16 protein-coding genes are annotated in these 19487 nt (G+C 50.9%); 15 read left to right on the top strand and 1 reads right to left on the bottom strand.

What is annotated here, in order from left to right:
- Window positions 1-135 precede the first annotated feature (135 nt).
- The 7 genes from LCH85_18385 (at window position 136) to LCH85_18415 (ending at window position 9758) form a co-directional block, all read left to right on the top strand.
- The gene (locus LCH85_18385; GenBank protein MCA0353969.1) at window positions 136-1881 is read left to right on the top strand and encodes a PAS domain-containing sensor histidine kinase; all 1746 of its coding nucleotides are present in this window, start codon (window positions 136-138) and stop codon (window positions 1879-1881) included.
- 360 nt (window positions 1882-2241) lie between these two features.
- Window positions 2242-4170: a VanW family protein gene (locus LCH85_18390; GenBank protein MCA0353970.1), complete on the top strand. Its 1929-nt coding sequence runs from the start codon at window positions 2242-2244 to the stop codon at window positions 4168-4170.
- A 9-nt stretch (window positions 4171-4179) separates the two neighbouring features.
- Entirely contained in the window at window positions 4180-5394 is a 1215-nt protein-coding gene (locus tag LCH85_18395) for an AI-2E family transporter (GenBank protein ID MCA0353971.1), read from the top strand.
- Window positions 5395-5520: 126 nt separating this feature from the next.
- On the top strand, window positions 5521-8178 hold the full coding sequence (locus LCH85_18400) for a GAF domain-containing protein (GenBank protein ID MCA0353972.1): 2658 nt from the start codon (window positions 5521-5523) through the stop codon (window positions 8176-8178).
- Between the two features lie 11 nt (window positions 8179-8189).
- Window positions 8190-8726, top strand: coding sequence for a Uma2 family endonuclease (locus LCH85_18405; protein MCA0353973.1), 537 nt, complete (start codon window positions 8190-8192; stop codon window positions 8724-8726).
- The gene (locus LCH85_18410; GenBank protein MCA0353974.1) at window positions 8726-8932 is read left to right on the top strand and encodes a helix-turn-helix transcriptional regulator; all 207 of its coding nucleotides are present in this window, start codon (window positions 8726-8728) and stop codon (window positions 8930-8932) included. The genes LCH85_18405 and LCH85_18410 overlap by 1 nt, the downstream gene beginning before the upstream one ends.
- Window positions 8925-9758, top strand: coding sequence for a site-specific DNA-methyltransferase (locus LCH85_18415; GenBank protein ID MCA0353975.1), 834 nt, complete (start codon window positions 8925-8927; stop codon window positions 9756-9758). Before LCH85_18410 ends, LCH85_18415 begins: the two co-directional genes overlap by 8 nt.
- A gap of 139 nt (window positions 9759-9897) precedes the next feature.
- On the opposite strand, the gene LCH85_18420 is transcribed toward LCH85_18415, so the two are convergent.
- Complete coding sequence (locus LCH85_18420) at window positions 9898-11688, bottom strand: alpha amylase C-terminal domain-containing protein (protein MCA0353976.1); 1791 nt, start codon at window positions 11686-11688, stop codon at window positions 9898-9900.
- 688 nt (window positions 11689-12376) lie between these two features.
- Here LCH85_18420 and atpB point away from each other — a divergent pair.
- From atpB to LCH85_18460, 8 genes are all read left to right on the top strand, one after another.
- Entirely contained in the window at window positions 12377-13633 is a 1257-nt protein-coding gene (atpB, locus tag LCH85_18425) for a F0F1 ATP synthase subunit A (protein ID MCA0353977.1), read from the top strand.
- A 72-nt stretch (window positions 13634-13705) separates the two neighbouring features.
- A complete protein-coding gene (atpE, locus tag LCH85_18430; protein ID MCA0353978.1) occupies window positions 13706-13939 on the top strand; it encodes an ATP synthase F0 subunit C in 234 nt (77 codons plus the stop codon).
- Between the two features lie 79 nt (window positions 13940-14018).
- Entirely contained in the window at window positions 14019-14513 is a 495-nt protein-coding gene (locus LCH85_18435; protein ID MCA0353979.1) for a F0F1 ATP synthase subunit B, read from the top strand.
- A complete protein-coding gene (gene atpH, locus LCH85_18440; protein MCA0353980.1) occupies window positions 14513-14869 on the top strand; it encodes an ATP synthase F1 subunit delta in 357 nt (118 codons plus the stop codon). Before LCH85_18435 ends, atpH begins: the two co-directional genes overlap by 1 nt.
- 59 nt (window positions 14870-14928) lie before the next feature.
- Window positions 14929-16482: a F0F1 ATP synthase subunit alpha gene (atpA, locus tag LCH85_18445; GenBank protein ID MCA0353981.1), complete on the top strand. Its 1554-nt coding sequence runs from the start codon at window positions 14929-14931 to the stop codon at window positions 16480-16482.
- Between the two features lie 82 nt (window positions 16483-16564).
- Entirely contained in the window at window positions 16565-17452 is an 888-nt protein-coding gene (locus LCH85_18450; GenBank protein ID MCA0353982.1) for a F0F1 ATP synthase subunit gamma, read from the top strand.
- A 44-nt stretch (window positions 17453-17496) separates the two neighbouring features.
- Window positions 17497-18912, top strand: a complete 1416-nt coding sequence (gene atpD / locus LCH85_18455; GenBank protein MCA0353983.1) for a F0F1 ATP synthase subunit beta — start codon at window positions 17497-17499, stop codon at window positions 18910-18912.
- A gap of 92 nt (window positions 18913-19004) precedes the next feature.
- A complete protein-coding gene (locus LCH85_18460) occupies window positions 19005-19415 on the top strand; it encodes a F0F1 ATP synthase subunit epsilon (GenBank protein ID MCA0353984.1) in 411 nt (136 codons plus the stop codon).
- Window positions 19416-19487 lie beyond the last annotated feature (72 nt).

The raw sequence follows: 19487 nt of genomic DNA on the forward strand, positions 1-19487 counted from the left end.
TAGATTAAGCCAAGAAGTAAAAATTTAATAAAGAATACCGTGAAGCGTAAGGATGCTCGTAAGGTTCAAGCTTTAGGCTGCTTGTTAATGGGCAATTCAGATTAAACACCCATTCAGCAATTTTAGAGAATAGCTATGAGCGACCAACCCGCAGCGTCAGATTCAGCCGCATCAACCAATCTTCAGACAGCCCTCAATGCTGAGGTGGCGTTTGGTCTTCGCCCAACCGTAACAGGATTGGGTTTTTTATATTTGTTATTTAGTATTGCCCATGCATTGGTTTTGCCTGCCCCGATTAAACTACCAATGGTCATCGTAGCGCTCAGTAGTGTCATTTTTTTTGGATTTTGGTGGTGGCGCTTGCAAAGCTGGCAACCATCCCCCGAACTGACCCATCCGCTCGCCACGCTCTTTATCGTGGTTGGCGGCTTCAATAGCATTTTGCATATTTGGCTTAGCGGCGAAACTCACCAAAGCACAAATATTGCCTTTATTTTAATTGGCACTGGCTGTTTGCTGCTTTCTTGGAATTGGTTCATCGTAGCGAGTGGGGCGATTTTGCTGGCGTGGATTGCGGCGATCATTTCGTTGCCAACTTCGCCACTGACCATGCATTTTATTTTTATGGTGGTCAGTGCCACGATTGCGGCGGCCACAATTCAAGGGATTCGTTTGCGCACGGTCAAGGGCTTGATCAAATTGCGCTTGCAAGAAAGCACCTACAAACAAGAGCTACAAGAGGCCTTAATTCAAATTAAAATGAGCGAGGAGCGTTTTCGAGCCTTGGCCGAAGCAACATCCGAAGGGGTGGTCTTGCAGGATGAAGGCGTGGTGATGGATGCCAACGAACGCTTTGGCGAGATGTTTGGCTATCATCGGGATGAAATTCTCGGCCACTCGTTACGTGAATTTGTCGAGCCACAGTCGCTGCAACGGGCAATGCAAAAATATAAAGATGGTGCGCCCTATGAAGTTACCGCGCTACGCAAAGATGGCAGCACGTTTATCGCCTTGGTGTTGGGCACCAATTTGCCCTATAGCAATCGGGTGGTACGGGTCGCGGCGGTGCGCGATATTACTGAGCAGCGCCATTTTGAAAATTTATTGCTGACGGCCAAAGATGATGCTGAGGCCGCCAACCGCGCCAAAAGCACCTTCCTCTCAACTGTCAGCCACGAATTACGCACGCCACTCAACGCGATCGTTGGCTATAGCGAGATGATCTACGAAGATTTGATCGATCGCAGCATGCCTGAGTTGGCCATGGATATGACCCGCATCCGTAGCGCTAGCGACCGCTTGCTGAGCCTGATCGATGGCGTTCTGACGATTACCGATCTCGATGCTGAAGTTGTGCGTTTGGAGTATGAAACGATCGATTTGGCGCTCGCGATTGGCAGCATCAGCGACCAATTGCAAGCCAAAGCCCAAGATAACAAAAATACTGTGCAATTGTTGGGCAGCCAAAACTGGGGTTCGATTATCAGCGATGATCATAAATTGCGCATGATTATTTACCATCTGCTCGATAATGCAATTAAATTTACCCACGCAGGCTTAATTAGCATCTCGGTGCAACGCTTGCAACACGCTGCTGGCGGCTGGCTCGAAATTGCAATTCGCGATACAGGCATTGGCATCGCCCATGAGCAATTTGAACGTATTTTTGAGCCATTTGTCCAAGCCGATTCCTCGGCCACCCGCCAATATGAAGGCACTGGCTTGGGCTTGGCAGTGAGCATGCGGCTGGCTCGTGCTTTGGGCGGCACGATCGAGCTTGATAGCCGCCTAGGGATTGGCTCAACGTTTACCTTGCATATGCCCGAACATCCCACCAAACCCAATTTGCCTTCACCTCAAATGTCACATGCCAACGTGTAACCATCAACACGCCCAAAAGCTAGCGAATTTTTTGACAGTAGTAAACCGCTCCTTGACAATCCAAACCAAGCGGATGATACTGTCGTCTGTGAGCATAGCATCCTCTATGGTGTCGATTAAGCAACAATAGCCTAAGAGCCGTTTGGGTTAAACCATGTGGTTCAGGTTTGTGCTTTCGGTATGCCCATACCACAATCCGTTTATTCAACGAGCAACAGCGGTTCAATAGTACCTTTGGTGGCTGCATGGGTTGAAATATGCCGTATCAGTAATTTATCAGCAGCTAACGAGCAAGGTTTGATTGACGCTAGAATCTGCCACGCCCTATGATAAGAGCATCTAAACATAATGGGGGCAGTTATGATGAGTAGTATGGCCGCAGTTGCGCCGAACCCTCAAGCGCTGGCTTGGGCTAGGGCTGGTTTGTTGGCAATCAAATATGGGCGGTATCGTGATAGTGCTGCTTTATTGACTCGCGCAGTTAAGCTTGACCCAATGTTGGGCGAGGCTTGGCGTTGGTTGGGCGCACTGCATAGCGGGCAACGTCAAGCCTATTGTTTGCGTTGGGCACAACGATCATTGCCGAGTGCCACCATTCCGCGCTTGCCGAGCGTCGTCGCGCAACCTGCAGCGCCAGTTCGCAGCAAAGCCAAACCGCAACGCCGAGGCTATTGGCGCAAAGTTGCCCGTTGGTCGAGCGCCGCTGCCCTCGCTGCCTTGCTTGGGTTTGGTGGTTTTCAAGCGGCCTACGCTAATCGGGTTTATCCTGGCATTCAGGCTTTTGGTCAATCGCTGAGTGGCTTGACCAGCAACGAAGCCGCCCAAGCGATTTTGCCAACCTTGCAAGCCTGGAACAACCACCATTTTAAAGTGCAATTGGGCGATCAAACCGCGATTGTGCCATTTAATGCCTTGACGAGCTTTGATCCACGTGTGATTGCTGAACGGGCGTTGCAAATTGGCCGCGAAGATTCGTGGTCGCAGCGTTTGAGCAATCAAAGTTTGGGAATTGTCGGGACAATCAAGGCCGATGGTTTATTGCTCAATCAAGCTTCACTTGATCAGGCCATCCAAACCTTGGCTGAAGCTAGCGATCGGCCTGCCGTCGATGCGCAATTTCAGTACAATGCCGATGGTGCTTGGGCGGTCAGCAACGATGTGATTGGCCTCAAACTTGATCGTGATCAAACTAAAGCCGCTTTCCAAGCAGCCTGGGATCAGATTGATTGGGCCGCTGCACCGCGTGATTATGAGGTTGTGGTTGTGCAGCAAGCGTTGCAACCCCAGCAAAAAGCCACTGAACTTAACGCGATGTTGCCAACCCTCAATCAACAAACTGCCGCCCCATTGATCATCACAATCAAGGGCAACGAGCATCGTTTTGATCGCACGAGCTTGCTGGATTTGCATACATTGCCCCAAGCAGGCCAACATTTTGGCAATAATGATGCAGCAATCAAGGCAATTGTGCAGGAATTGGCTCAAAACTATGATCAGCCAGCCCAAGCCTCACGGCTAGTACGCAACGGCAATCGGGCAACTGAATGGCAATTTGGCCAAATTGGCTACACGCTTGATCAGGCGCAACTGCAAACTCAAATTGGTCAAGCCCTCAACAATGCCAATAATGCAGCCTTGGATTTCTCGTTGCATGAAACTGCGCCACCTGCTGGTGAGCTTGAAGCCTTGGGGATTTATCAAGTGATTGGGGTTGGCGCATCGGATTTTAGCTCCTACCCCGATTACAATCGTGATCGCAATGTTGAAGTTGGCGGCAAGGAATTTGATGGTCTATTGATTGCTCCTGGTGAAGTAGTATCGTTTGGTGGCACGGTCGGCGATATTTCGCTGGAAAAAGGCTACCAAATTGGCGAGATGATTGAAAATGGTGTGGCTGTGCCAAGCATTGGCGGCGGGATTTGCCAAGTTTCAACGACGCTATTTCGCGCGGCATTTTGGGCGGGCTTACCAATTGAGGAGCGCCACAACCATAGCTGGCGGTTGGCTTGGTACGAAGTTGATGCGCCCGCAGGTATGGATGCGACGATCGCCTTGGGCGGGCCAGATCTCAAATTTCGTAACGATACCAATGGCTATATTTTGATTGATGTCGAAACCGATCTAGTTAAGAAAAACCAAACTTTTACCTTGTATGGCAGCGACACAGGCCGCACGGTAACGATGGAAGCAAGCGGCAATGGCTGGAATTTCTTCCAAATTTTTCGTACTATTACCGAGCGCGATGGCACAAGCCGCAGCGATCGTTGGGATAGCTATTATACGCAGTAGGGAGGCTTTGTGGAGCCAAAAGCACCAGAACCAATCATCAAAACAATCCCATCTTGGCGCGATTTAGCCCGTTGGACAATCACCGCATTTGCGATTTGGCTGGTGGCGTGGTTGCTTTGGCGCACGGGAAATCAACTTTTGCCGTTTGTGGTTGGCTTGGCGTTTGCCTATTTGCTCTTGCCTCTGGTTAACAAGTTAGAGCGCTGGATTCCGCGCTGGGCAGCGATTTTAGTAGTCTATTTGGTTGGTTTGGGGATTATGACTGGCTCGGTTCTGTATATTGTGCCGCCTGCAATCGACCAAGTGTATGGGTTTGGTAAATCATTGCCGGGCTTTTATGAAAATACCCTCGAACCCAAAATTAACGAAGGCCTAACCTGGTATCGGAGCGAAGTGCCCGCCGAGATTCAAGAAGATATTGATAAGCAAGTGAGTAAAGGCATCACTACAATCAAAGAAAATGCTACTAATTATGTCGAAACAGGCGTAAATGGCATTTTAAATGGCTTAGGGGTAATTTTTCAAACAATTATCTTCCTCGCAGGCTTTTTGATTATTCCATTTTGGCTGTTTTATGTGCTGCTTGATGAACGTAAAGGCAAGGCAGCCGTGATTCGCATGATTCCCAAAGCGGTGCGAACTGATGTATTAACCGTGCTTTCGATTTTTGATCGGGTGTTTTCGGCTTATATTCGCGGCCAATTAACGCTTGGTTTGATTATCGCAATTATGTCGTACATTGGTTTGTGGATTGTTGATTTGGTGATGCCTGGCGAGATCCCCTACAAATTGCTGCTAGCCTTGGTTGCTGGCTTCACCGAATTAATTCCGGTGATTGGGCCGATTATTGGGGCGATTCCGGCGGTAATTGTTGGCTTAACCACCTCGTTGCCAATGGGCTTGGTGATTGCTGGTTTATACATCGTGATTCAGCAAATTGAAAATAATTTCCTTGTGCCACGGATTATCGGGGCAATTGTGGAAATTCATGAAGCCGTATTGATGCTGCTGTTGGTGATTGCTGGCACGGTTTCGGGCTTGCTTGGGGTGATTATTTTCGCCCCAATGGCAGCGGTGGCCCGCGATAGCTACCAATATATCACTGGTCGGCTGCGCCAACCCAACGATCCTCGCTATTTGCGAGCTGGCGAGTTGCCGTGGGAACATAAAGAAGAACCTGAAACGCCGATGCCACCAATGTTGGCGTTGCAAAATAAAGCTTAATTGTTGCTGCCCCTTGGTTTGTACAAACGCCAAGGGGCAGTTGCTTAAACTGATCGCCGAAGGCCACTGCATAACACCACTCATCGTAGTATAATAGCGCCATCTTGGACTTGGGGAGACCGATCCATGGGCCGCAACTCGTCTTTTCGCATTTGGCTAACTCGTATTCGTCCTCTTGCTTGGGCCTTAGCTTGCTTTGCGCTCATGCTCTTCGGCTACACCTTTACCACCACGATTCCGACTGATCGCCTGACGGTGATTGCGAGTATTTTGGGGGTAGCGGCGCTGGCCTTGCCATGGTTGTTTAATCCTGAGGGCGATTGGCGCGAGTTGCGCACGCTGGGAATTTTGGCCTTGCCCTTGAGCGTGGCGATTCTCAGCGAGGGCTATAATACGGCGCTCTGGTCGGTGCTCTTGATTCCGGCGATTGCGATTCCACAAATGTTGCCGCCGCGTTGGGCTTTCAGTGCCATTGCCTTGATGGTGATTGCCTGGGCGGTCAGCAATGTCTTGGTTCCAGCTGTCGCGGTCGAAACTGTGGCGATTGAAGTTGGTTTACGGAGTTTGGGCTTTGTGCTGGTGGCAATTGCGGTGTGGTTGGCGGCTCGACCACGTTTTGATTATCCCGCCATGCTGCCCGAAGCGCCGATTCGTCGGGCAACTCGGGCTGCTGAGCGCTTGCGTGGCTCGCTTAGCCCTGAAGAAACTCTCGAAGAATTAGCCAGCGCTGCCAAAGCTTGTGGCCCGTTTATTTTTGCCAGCGCCTCGACCGTCGATTGGCGGGCGCGAGTGCTGCGTATGGCCGTGGCGATTGGTGGCAGTGGCCGCACGCTTGGAGCAACCGAAATGCTCTCAATTCCTTGGGATGAAATTACGGTGCTGCTGCGCGATGATCGGCGCATTGGCGATAATGCCTATCTCGCCGATTCGCTGCCCTTCCGTGATATTGCGGGCGAACACTATATGCTGGTGCCAGTCCGCACTGCGACTGGCGAGATTTGTGGTTTGCTGACGGTTGGCGATGATGACCCCAAAGCCCGCAAACGCTTGACTGAAACTGCGCCATTGCTCGAATTATTGGCTTCGCAAGCCGCCGCTGTGCTTGAAAACGCGGCGCTCCAAAACACGCTTGCCCAACGAATCGAAGCCACGACCGCCGAAATGGGTCGCACCGCCGAAGATGCAATGCGGGCACGCACTCGCGCCGAAAGCATGTATCAGATTGTGCGGGCACTCAGCGGCACACTCGAACCACAACCATTGCTTGATCAAGCCCTGTTGTTGATTGCCCAAGCCACCCAAGCCGAGCGCGGCGGGATTATGCTGATCGATCATAAAAATGGGCGTTTGGCTTTCAGTACCAACCTTGATCGCAATATCACGCGCACCGAGGCGATTTCCTTGGAGCGTGGTCAAGGCTTGGCAGGCTGGGTCGTTGAACATCGTGCGCCTGTAATTATTCCCAATACTGCCGAAGATAGCCGTTGGATGGTGCGCACCGATTACGACAAAAAAGGTCGTTCAGCGCTGGCCGTGCCGATGGAGCAAGATGGGCGAGTCGCTGGGGTGATTGTGCTGATCAACAGCCGCATCAATCACTTTACCCAAGAGCATATTCAATTTGTGCAGGTCATTGGCGATCAAGTGATGACGATGCTGAGCAATGTGCAGCTCTATCGCGCCACGACCGAGCAAGCTCGCCGTTTGAGCCAAGCCCTTGAGCAACGTGAAGAAGAAGTTAGCCGTAGTTTGGCAATTGTGCGTTCGATTGGCGATGGCGTGGTGGTGGGAGATCGGGTTGGCCGCATTCGCTTGATTAATCCGGCTGCCGAGCAATTGCTGAATATCGAGGCTGCTGAATGGTTGGGCAAGCCCTTGATGAGTCTGCCTGGTGCGCCGGAGAGTGAGCCACGCCTGACCGAAAAGCAAACCTATCAGCAATTTGAGCTAAGCGGGCGCATGATTCGCGCTTCAAGTACACCAGTCTTTACTTCGCAAAGCGAATGGCTAGGCAGTGTGGTGGTCTATCACGATATTACAGCGGCAGAATTGGCCGATCGCATGAAAACAGAGTTTGTGGCGACGGCCTCGCACGAATTGCGCACCCCATTAACCTCGATTAGCGGCTACATTGATTTGCTGATGTTAAACACGCTTGGCCCCTTGACCGAGCAACAACGCCAATTTTTGAGCGTGGTCAAGAACAACATCGAACGCTTGAATGCAATTCTCAATGATTTGCTCGATGTTTCGCGCATCGAATCGGGCAAAGTTCGCTTACAACGCAAGCCAATTAATCTCGATGAAGTCATTCAATCGACGGTTATGGCGATTCATCAGCAATGGAGTGGCAAGCAAATTTCCTTGGCGCTCGATGTGCCCGACGATTTGCCGCCAGTGATTGCCGACCCCGAACGCATGCGCCAAATCGTCACCAATTTGATCTCGAATGCCTACAAATATACCCGCGACGGCGGCAGAATTGATGTTGTGGTCAGTAATGGCGGCGATTCAGTCACCCTAGCGGTCAAAGATAGTGGCGTGGGCATCGCTGCTGATGATCAAAAACATATTTTTACCCGCTTCTTCCGTTCGGAAAACCCGCTCAAGGAGCAGGCTGGTGGTACGGGCTTGGGCTTGAACATCACCAAATCGCTGGTTGAGTTACATGGTGGCAAAATCTGGTTTGATAGCGAAGAAGGTCGCGGCACAACCTTTAATGTACAACTGCCGGTCGGCGGCGATTCCGACTGGACTCCCGCTTCATGGCTTGAAGGAGTGTAAAGGAGCTTGCAATGCCAACCCAACAGTTGATTGATCTCGAACATTTTTTGCAAGCCGATTTTCAGCATGCTGAGTTAGTTCAGGGAGTTGTGCAGCCTGTGAGCCCAGTTCAACTACAACATAGCCTGATTGTTACCAAATTGCTGGTTAGCCTCAGCTTATGGAATCAAACCCAGCCTCAACCGGGGTTGGTTGGCACAGAATTAGGCTTTATTCTTGGCCCCAATACCTTGCGTGCTGCCGATGTATTTTTTATTAATTCAAATCAGCTAGGACAACAGCAAGGCGGCGATGGATATTGGCAAGGTGCACCAAGTTTGGCGGTCGAAGTTATCTCGCCCAATGAGCGGGCGATTGATGTTGAAGAAAAAATTAATGATTATTTGGCTGCCAATCTGCAATTAATGTGGATTATTTACCCGCGTTTGGGCAGTGTGCATCAGATTGAACCAACCCAGCCGCGACGAATTTTAGGCATCAACGATTGTTTGGAGCATGCGCGAATCTTGCCGCAGTTTATTGTGCCGATTCGGGAGTTGTTAAGCTAGTGCGGCGGCGCAAACCACAACCTTTGAATGACCAGCGCCGCGAGGTGTTATTATGGTTGGCCCAACGTGGCTGGACATTAGCTCAATTAGCAGCAGCAAGCGGCTGCGATCTGACAATTTTACGGGCTTGGTTGGAAGGCAAGCGTTCATTGAGTGAAGCCGAACGCTTAGCGATTGAGGAAGCATTAACATCACACCATGAATAAACTTTATTTTGGCGATAATTTGGCTGTTTTGGCAACCCTGCCAGCGGCCAGCTATGATTTAATTTATATTGACCCGCCCTTCAATACTGGCAAAATTCAAAGCCGCACCCAATTGCGCACGATTCGCTCCGAGCAGGGCGATCGGGTTGGCTTTGGTGGTCATCGTTATAGCAGCGTTAAAATTGGCGAGCGAGCGTATGGCGATAGCTTTGATGATTTTCTGGCATTTATTGAGCCGCGTTTGCTTGAAGCTTACCGTTTGCTGAAGCCCCAAGGCAGCTTCTTTTTTCATATTGATTATCGCGAAGTCCATTATTGCAAGGTGCTGCTCGACCAAATTTTTGGCCGCGATTCGTTTATCAACGAAATTATTTGGGCCTACGATTATGGCGCTCGGTCGCGCAAAAAATGGTCAACCAAGCACGATACCATCCTGTGGTATGCCAAAGATCCCGAAAACTACACCTTTAATTATGATGATATTGATCGCATTCCCTATATGGCTCCTGGCTTAGTTGGCCCCGAAAAGGCTGCCCGAGGCAAAACGCCGACTGATGTTTGGTGGAACACGATTGTTAGCCCTAACGGCAAGGAAAAAACTGGCTATCCGACCCAAAAACCACTAGCAATTCTTAACCGGATTGTGCGGGTGCACTCCAACCCCAACGATCAACTACTCGATTTTTTTGCTGGCAGTGGCTCGTTTGGTGAGGCTGCTGCACGGAATGGCCGCAACTTCACCTTGATCGACCAAAATCCCCAAGCAATTGAGGTGATGCGCCAACGTTTGGCCTTCGCCGAGCCAGAATTTTACGAACTACCCTAGGGTACGATTTAACCACGAAGGACACGAAGTTTCACTAAGGTTTGGGTTATTGGTTCTCTGATGTCTTGTACAAAACTCAGGTTTCCAACAAGCCTAACATTCGTGCTCTTCGTGTCCTTCGTGGTTAAGAACTCAACAGCTATTTCCAGGTATCGTTGCGGGTGACCGTGCCGCTGCTTGGCGTGGTAAATGTACGGTTACTACCGCTTTCCCAAGTCACATTGCCTGAACCATCTTTCTTGATGTATTTGTATTCGATCGCCGTGCTGGCTGGCAAGTTGATCGTCTTGCTCCAAACTGGGTAGCTTGCTGATGAGAGCAACACAGCATTGGCGGTATTCCAGCTACCAAGTGCTGAGACGTTGCCAATCACATAGATATTTTGGCCCCAAACCGTGGTGGCATTTTCGTTGAAGGTTACTGCGATGCTGCCGCTTGGTGGGGTGGTTGGCACTGGAGTTGGGTTGGTGCCATTGATTTTTGCGCCACCGTGAATTGCCACTGAATCCATTGCGGCAACGGTGATCGTTGCTTGACCACTGCTATTGACGCTGATGGTTGGGCCAGAGCACGAGCCATTGCTGAAATCGCCGTGAATTACATCGCAGTAGGTTCCGGCGGGTAAGCCCGTAGCAAAGGTGCGGCTCAAACTGCTGCCTTCGCGGTTGATTGCTACGAAGCCCAAGCTGCCACGGCTGAACGAAATTTGATTATTGCCATTCGACCACCAGTTGCTGGTGCTGAAGGCCGTGCTAGTGTAGTTGCGGAAGCCAACCATATTGGCGATGCCGCGCCAGCGATGTTCACAAACCCAGTTGCTGCCACCGCAATCGGCGGTGTTGCCATTGTAGACATTGCTGCTGGGTGGGCCTTGGTCGCCGTTGCTGAAGTTGTAGCTCGACATAACTTGAGGATAACCATACGGCCATGCCAAGGCAAAGACGTTGGCAAGTTCGTAGAGTTTACCATCTTTGAAGGTAACGACATTGCCAGCGCCGCCATGGCCGCGTTGGTTGTCGTGGTTATCGGTGAAAACCACCGCACTATCGCTGGCGATAAAGCCCCATGGCGTGCCGAAGTTGCTCATGTTGGCAAGCTTGTCGGTTTTGAACATGCGGCCAATGTTGGTGCTGTATTTGAACTCAGTCACATCGCCGTTGCCCGTGTATTCGCCCGAGGTAATTGGCTCGCCGCCTTGGTCAATCACTTCTTGATAGATGTAAGGATTGCTGGCGCGGCTCATGATGTTGGCAATATCAGCGGCGGGCATATGCTTGGCTGCATCAATGCGGAAACCAGCTACGCCCAAACTGCGCAGATCATTCAAATAGGCAGCTAATTTGCCCCGAACATAATCTGATTCAGTTTTAAGATCGGCGAGGTTGACCAACTCACAATTTTGAACTTCCCAGCGATCTTGGTAGTTGCTGATATCGTCGTTGCCATTGCGGCCACAGTGGTGGAAATCTTGGGTTTGATAGTTGCCAGGGTAGTTGTAGCTAGTGTAGCTTGAGCCAGCTACGCCCGTGCCACTGCCCACGCCGGTCATGTGGTTGATCACGGCATCGACATAAATATCGACCCCAACAGCTTTACAGCGCGAAACCATGTTGGCAAACTCGGCGCGAGTGCCCGAGCGGCTCTGAATCTGATAGCTGACTGGTTGATAGCGCGTCCACCATTGCGAGCCTTGGATATGCTCTTGCGGTGGTGAGACTTGGACAGCCGAGAAACCCTTGGGTCCGAGCCAATTTTCGCATTCTTTGGCGATGTCAGTCCATTTCCATTCGAACAGATGGACAAACACCGTGCGTGGAGTCGTTTGGGCTTGCGTTGCCCGTGGAGCGGTTCCAAAAAAGCCAACCGAGAAGATGATCACAACCAAGACGAACAGTGTCAGCCGCGCCATTGCGCGAGTGGTCCGTGACATAAACGTCCCTCCTTTGGGGCGTGAACGGTTGATCGATATGTTAAATCTGCCGTGCCAACTTCAGGCCTAGGATTGTTGAAACGACACAGCACCTACGGGGAATGAATCAACGATGATTCATCGAGCCACTATCAATTTGTTTATAGATCGAACAAAGTTTTAGCCCTAGAAAAATACCGTCGTACTGAGTTGTGATGTTGGGTAGCGTTGTAAGTACGGTTAGGCAATTGTCCCGATTTGGGCTGGTACTTTTGGTTCGTTCGTTTGTTGGACGAAGTATACACAAGCGGTTTAGGCTTGTCAAGCAAAAATCTTTAGGAAATTTTAGCTTTTTAATACTTTGTAACAAATAGCAAGAATGAGGGGTCAGGATTCAGGGGCCAGGGTTAATGTAGAGGCGTAGAGAGCAGGATGGCTATTGGCTATCGGAATATTTTAGAATTTGCATGATCGTGCTTCCCAAAGCCTATAGCCTATAGCCACGCATCCTTCGTGCTCTTCGTGCTCTTCGTGGATCAATGTGCTAATCCATCCTTGCCAACCCCCAGCAAGATTGTTGAGAGCTTTTTGTGACAATCAGCACAAAGCCAGCCAAATTCATGGCAAATTGATCAAAAATTCATGCTTGGAGCCATGGCATTGCAATGATTTCTGCCCGTTGCAAAGGGATTCAGGCCATTCTTGACTAATGTTAACAAGTTTGACAAGAGCATATGCATCCTTTATACTTGAGAATGTGCAAAAAAGCACAAAATCCCACAGTCGTCTAAAGATTTCGTTGCCCACCGTTGTGCATGACCGACAGAATGCCGCATGGTTGGGCTATAAACGCGGAGGGATCGCCTTGTCCACTAAACGAAACATATGGATTCCTGTCGGTATTGTCCTCGTTGTGGGGATTCTACTGCGCATATTCCTGCCTGTGGGGAAGCCACTGGTGTCGGTTCGCGCTGAAGAAGTTTTCCACATAGGATCATACAACGTCACAAACTCCTTGTTGTTAACATGGGTTGTGATGATTTTGCTTGTTGTGCTCTCGTTGGCGGCTACTGCAAAATTGCGCAGCGGCAATGACGAAGCCTTGAAGCACCCCAAGGGCTTGCAAAATGCCTTGGAATATGGTGTTGAAGTTCTATACAACACCATGCAAGGGGTTAGCCCGAAGTATGTAGCCCGCTTCTTTGTCGTGGTTGCAACCATCTTCTTCTTGGTCTTGCCTTCAAACTGGTTCGGCTTGGTCCCCGGTGTTGGTTCACTTGGGGTTTGTTTTGCTGAATCAGAATTAGAAGTGATGCATGGCCATACTCCAGTAGCTGGTGCTGGCCCAAGCGAAAAAGTCATCGGTGCTCAAAAAGTTTGGTCAGATTACACCAACAAGTGTGCTGGAACTGCTGATACCTTGGTGCGGGCTGAAGCTTCAGCTCAAGGCATCGTCTTGCCAGCAACCTTGGAAACGCCTGAGCAAATTGCCCAATACAAGGCAGTCTCAGCCGAACTCGACCACGCTGGCAAAATCACGCCTTTGTTCCACCCCTTCTTGCGCCCAGGTAGCGCTGACTTGAATATGACCTTGGCTTTGGCCTTGATCTCATTCGTCGTCACCGAATTCTGGGGCTTCCGCAAGCAAGGCTTTGGCTACTTGGGCAAGTTCTTTATCTTCAACCAAGGACCAATTCAGTTCTTCGTGGGGATTATCGAACTCGTTTCAGAATTCGCTCGCATCATCTCGTTTACCTTCCGGCTTTTCGGCAACATCTTTGCCGGCGAAGTGGTGCTCTTGGTGATGGCCTTCCTGTTCCCAGCCTTGCTTTCATTGCCATTCTATGGCTTGGAATTGTTCGTGGGCTTGGTTCAAGCCTTCGTGTTTGCAATGCTGACCATGGCGTTTATCGATATGGCTGCTGAATCGCACGGCGATCATGGCCACGAAGAACACGCCCACTAATCACTTGATCGCCATTTGATCGCATAAAAACGTTCTTTGATACAGATTAAGTTCTTTTGGAGGATAACGCTCATGACGGATACAGGTGCACGTTTGTTGGCTGCGGCTCTCGCAATCGGTTTAGCAGCAATTGGCCCTGGTATCGGCGTAGGTTTGTTGGTTGCTGGTGCATTGCAAGCAATTGCCCGCAACCCAGAAACTGAAGGCTCGATTCGTACCAACATGTTCGTTGGTATCGCCTTGACTGAAGGTTTGGCAATCTTCGGTTTGGTTATCTCGCTGCTAATCGGGTTCGGCGTGCTCTAAGCACCACACAAACGCTACCGCTGACATTCGTTGATGGCGTTTCGCCGCTGCGCAGCGCCATCTCCCAAGGGGGACTTACATGGATAAGCTTGGGGTTGATCTCCCGCTCCTTATCTCGCAAATTGTCAACTTCTGCTTGTTGGCATTCTTGCTCAATACATTTCTTTACAAACCAGTTTTGAATGCCTTGCAAGCCCGCTCAGAGCGGATTCGCGAGAGCTTAGATAACGCCGAAAAAGTCAAGCAACAATTGGCACGGGTTGATGCCGACTACGAAGCGAAGCTGCAAGAAGCTCGCCGCGAAGGTCAAACCATCATCAGCCAAGCCCAAGAACGCGCTCGCACCCAAGAAGCCGAGCTGTTGGTTGTTGCTCGCAATAACGCTGCCAAGATCGAAGAAGAAGCTCGTGGTAAAGTCGAGCAAGAACGCCAACAAGTGTTGCGCGGCTTGCAAGGCCAATTGGCTTCTTTGGTGACCGAAACCGCCAGCAATGTGCTTGGCCGCGAACTGCAAACCAAAGGTCATGACGAGTTGATCAATAAATCAATTGACCAACTTGGGAGGCTGAACTAATGAGCAGCCTCGAACCCGCAAGCTATGCCCGCGCTGTCTATGAATCATTAGTCACAGCGCTCAAAGCCGAAGGTCAAGAAGATCTCTTGGCCGCCGTGCTGGATGAGTTGGTGCAGTTGGCGCGTTCGGGCGGCCCAACCGCGGCAGAAGTTACAAGCGCCGTTGAACTTAGCGCTGAACAACGAACTAAGATCGAAAAAGATCTCAAGGCTCGTTATGGCGCATTGCTTGATATCGCCTACAAAGTCGATCCAGAAATTCTGGGCGGCTTGTTGGTGCGTGTCGGCGATAAGGTGCTTGATTCAACTCTCCGCCAACGCCTCAACGCAGTCCAACGCAATATGATGGCCGGATAACTGTGAGGAGTGATGAAGCAGCCGCTTCATCCTTCATACTTCGATCATAGAGGCAAACAATGGCTGTAACAGCAGAAGATATTCTTAGTCGTCTTAAAGCCAGCATCCAGCAACCTGTCGGCGGTGACCCAACTGCGGTCAACGTCGGGACGGTTGCCAGTGTTGGCGACGGCGTGGCGCGGATCGAAGGTCTGCGCGATGTTATGGCTTCGGAGTTGCTTGAATTCAAGCAAACGAAGTCAGGCGAAACCGTCATGGGCATCGCGCTGAACTTGGAAAAAGATAACGTCGCTGCCGTTATTTTGGGCGATTATCTCGAAATTGAAGAAGGCGACTTAGTACGCTCAACTGGCAAGATTATTTCAGTGCCAGTTGGTCAAGAGTTGCTTGGCCGTGTCGTTGACCCACTGGGCCGCCCACTCGATGGTAAAGGCCCAATCAGCGCCAGCAAAACCCGCGAAGTCGAACGGATCGCCCCGGGCGTGATTGAGCGTAAATCGGTGAGCCAACCAGTCCAAACTGGGATCTTGGCGATCGACGCGTTGATTCCAATCGGGCGTGGTCAACGTGAGTTGATCATCGGCGACCGCCAAACTGGTAAGACCGCTATCGCGATCGATACGATCATCAACCAACGCGGTCAAGGTATGGTTTGTGTATATGTCGCAATCGGCCAAAAGCGCTCGAAAGTGGCTCAAACCATTACCACGCTTGAGCAAAATGGCGCGATGGATTACACCATCGTGGTCAATGCTTCAGCGTCAGAATCAGCAGCATTGCAATATATCGCACCGTACTCAGGCTGTGCCATCGCTGAAGAAGTGATGGAAGCTGGCGTAACCGTCGATGGCAACTTGGTCAAAGATGCCTTGATCATCTATGACGATTTGTCGAAACACGCTGTGGCTTATCGCCAAGTGTCGTTGTTGCTGCGCCGCCCTCCAGGCCGCGAAGCCTACCCTGGCGACGTGTTCTACTTGCACTCACGCTTGTTGGAACGCGCTGCCCGTTTGAGCGAAGCCAATGGCGGCGGTTCGATCACGGCTTTGCCAATCATCGAAACCCAAGCTAACGACGTTTCGGCCTACATTCCTACCAACGTGATTTCGATCACCGACGGTCAAATCTTCTTGGAATCGGACTTGTTCTATGCTGGCCAACGCCCAGCTTTGAACGTGGGTATCTCGGTGAGCCGCGTAGGTTCATCGGCCCAAACCAAAGCCATGAAGACCGTTGCTGGTAAGATGAAGCTCGAATTGGCACAGTTCCGCGAATTGGCAGCCTTTGCGATGTTTGCTTCCGATTTGGATGCAGGCACCAAGGCCCAAATCGAACGCGGTCAACGCCTTTCAGAATTGCTCAAGCAACCCCAATACCAACCAATCGCTTTGGAAGACCAAGTGATTATTCTGTGGGTTGCTGGGAACGGCTTCTTGGATGATGTTCCAGTTGCCCGCATCAACGACTTCAAGCGCGATTTCTGGCAGTTTATCCACAGCAGCTATGCTGAGGTTGGCCGCACGATCGCTAGCGATAAAGTTTTGAGCGAAGCAACCATCGCCAGCTTGCGCAAGGCCGTGACCGAATTCAAGCAAACGGCGAGTTATAAATAGATAGAGGTTGGGGGCCGGGGGTCAGGGGTCAGTTAAACCTTGATCCCACCCTTGCCTCAATCTCTTTCTTTACGAGGATTTTATGGCTTCAGCACGAGAAATTCGGCGGCGGATCAAGAGTGTTAAGAACACTGGCAAAATCACCAAAGCGATGGAGCTAGTGTCGGCCTCGAAGATGCGTCGCGCTCAACGAAACGTGCTTGCAACCCGTCCCTATGCCGACCGCCTTTACGATGTAATGGGCGAGTTGACATTGCGGTCGATGGGTGGCGGCACGAAACACCCGTTGTTGCAGCCGCATCCCACAGTAACTCGTGTTGCGTTGATTTTGATCACGCCCGACCGTGGGCTGTGCGGTGCGCTTAATTCAAACTTGACGCGTGCAGCGGCTCGCTTTATCACAGATCAAAAAAGCCAAGGTCGTAGTGTTTCAGTCATTGCTATCGGCAAAAAAGGTCGCGATTTCATTTTGCGGGTTGGTCAAAAACTCGATTCTGAAATTATTGGCTTGGGCGATGCGCCACCACTGGTGGATGTTTTGCCCGCAGCCACGACCGCCATCAATGGCTATAGCCCCGATGCAAGCGGCAACTACAACTACGATGAAGTCTACTTGCTTTGCGCCGAGTTCGTAAACACTTTGGTGCAACGGCCAAAATTGCGCCGTTTCTTGCCAGTTGAAGCCCCAGGCAACGCTGGCGCAACCAAAGTCGATTACTCATACGAACCAAGCCAAGAAGATGTGCTTGACCAATTATTGCCACGCTTTATTGAAGTGCAGCTTTACCAAGCCATCCTTGAATCCATTGCAAGTGAACATTCGGCTCGGATGATGGCTATGCGCAATGCCAATGACAATGCCAAAGAGTTGGTGCGCGACCTGACCTTGACCTATAACAAGGCCCGTCAAGCAGCTATCACCACTGAGATTAGCGAAATCGCCGCTGGTGCAACAGCGCTCAACCAATAATCAGCTAGTATTTGCTAGTGATTGTTGACCATTTGGAGAATTCCATGGCAACTGGAAAAATTTTACAAATTACTGGCGTGGTTATCGACGCAGAATTTCCTGCCGATGGCCTGCCACAAATTTATAACGCGTTGGAAATTCCCTTGGGCGAAGGCCGCTCATCGCTGATCTGCGAAGTCCAACAGCAGTTGGGTGATAGCGTGGTTCGCGCGGTCGCTATGTCCACCACCGACGGCCTTGTCCGTGGGATGGATGTAATCGACACTGGCGCACCAATCAGCGTGCCAGTCGGCCCCGAAACCTTGGGTCGGGTGTTCGACGTTCAAGGTCGGCCAATCGACGGTGAAGGCGCGGTTGGTACTACCAAAACCATGCCAATTCACCGCCCAGCCCCAACCTTTGAAGAACAGTCAAACCGCGCCGAGTTGTTCGAAACCGGCATCAAGGTTATCGACTTGATCGCGCCCTTTACCAAGGGTGGTAAAACTGGGGTATTCGGTGGCGCTGGTGTGGGCAAGACCGTTATTATCCAAGAGTTGATCTCGAATATCGCTAAAGAACAATCCGGTTATTCGGTGTTCGCAGGCGTAGGCGAGCGCTCACGCGAAGGTAATGACTTGATCCACGAAATGAAGGATTCAAAGATTCCTGGCACCGACCAAACCGTGTTCGATAAAACGGTGATGGTGTTCGGTCAGATGAACGAACCACCAGGAGCACGCTTGCGGGTGGCGCTTTCAGCTTTGACCATGGCTGAATACTTCCGCGAAGAAGGCCGCGACGTACTCTTGTTCGTCGATAACATCTTCCGCTTTACCCAAGCAGGTTCGGAAGTGTCGGCGCTCTTGGGCCGGATGCCTTCACAGGTGGGTTACCAACCAACCTTGGGTACCGAGATGGGTGAATTGCAAGAACGCATCACCTCAACCAAGACTGGCTCGATTACCTCGTTGCAAGCCGTCTACGTGCCTGCTGACGACTACACCGACCCAGCCCCAGCAACAACCTTTGCTCACTTGGATGCAACGATTTCGCTGGAACGCTCGATCTCAGAAAAAGGTATCTATCCTGCGGTGGACCCACTGGCTTCAACTAGCCGGATTCTCGACCCCAACATTGTGGGCGAAGAACACTACCGCGTCGCGACCGAAGTTCAACGGATGTTGCAACGCTACAAAGACTTGCAAGATATTATTGCAATCTTGGGTGTCGAAGAATTGTCAGACGACGACAAATTGACAGTTTCACGCGCCCGCAAGCTCGAACGCTTCTTCTCACAACCATTCGGCGTGGCTGAAGTGTTTACCAACATTCCAGGCAAGTATGTCGCGGTTGGCGATACCGTCAAGAGCTTTGCCCGCGTCTTAGCAGGCGAGTTCGACCACATTCCCGAAAGCTTCTTCTTTATGAAGGGTGGCATCGACGATGTGGTAGCCGCTTACGATGCATCAAAGCAATAATCGATCAATGATTATCTGACCCTGCGCCGGCTGGAACGGGCATAAACCCGCCCCATTCCGGCGCATTGTCTATAATCGCTGTGAGGATGTATATGCCAATCCAATTGGAAATCGTCACCGCTGAGCGCGTGGTTCTTTCCGAAGAAGTCGATATGGTCAGTGCGCCTTCAGTCGAGGGTCGGGTGGGGATTTTGCCTCGCCACGAGCCATTGCTGACGGTGTTGCAACCAGGCGAATTGCACTATGTGAAAAATGGTGTTAGCATGCCCTACGCTATCAGCGGTGGCTTCATGGAAGTCTTGCCAAATCGCGTGACGATTTTGGCTGATACCGCTGAACGCGCTGATGAAATCGATGAAACCCGCGCCGAACAAGCTCGCTTGCAAGCCGAACAAGCCATGCGCGATCGTCAAAGCACCGAGGATCTTGCTCGGGCCGAGATTGCCTTGCGCCGCGCTACGGTTCGTTTGCAAGTTGCGAAATTGCGCCGCAACCGTCAATAGTAGGTAGCATGAGTATAAAGAACATCAGCTATTATCCATGGCCTTTAAACCTGTGATGATCGGTTGGTGTTC

The organism is Chloroflexota bacterium (assembly GCA_020161265.1).
In the GTDB taxonomy this organism is placed as follows: Bacteria; Chloroflexota; Chloroflexia; order Chloroflexales; family Herpetosiphonaceae; genus Herpetosiphon.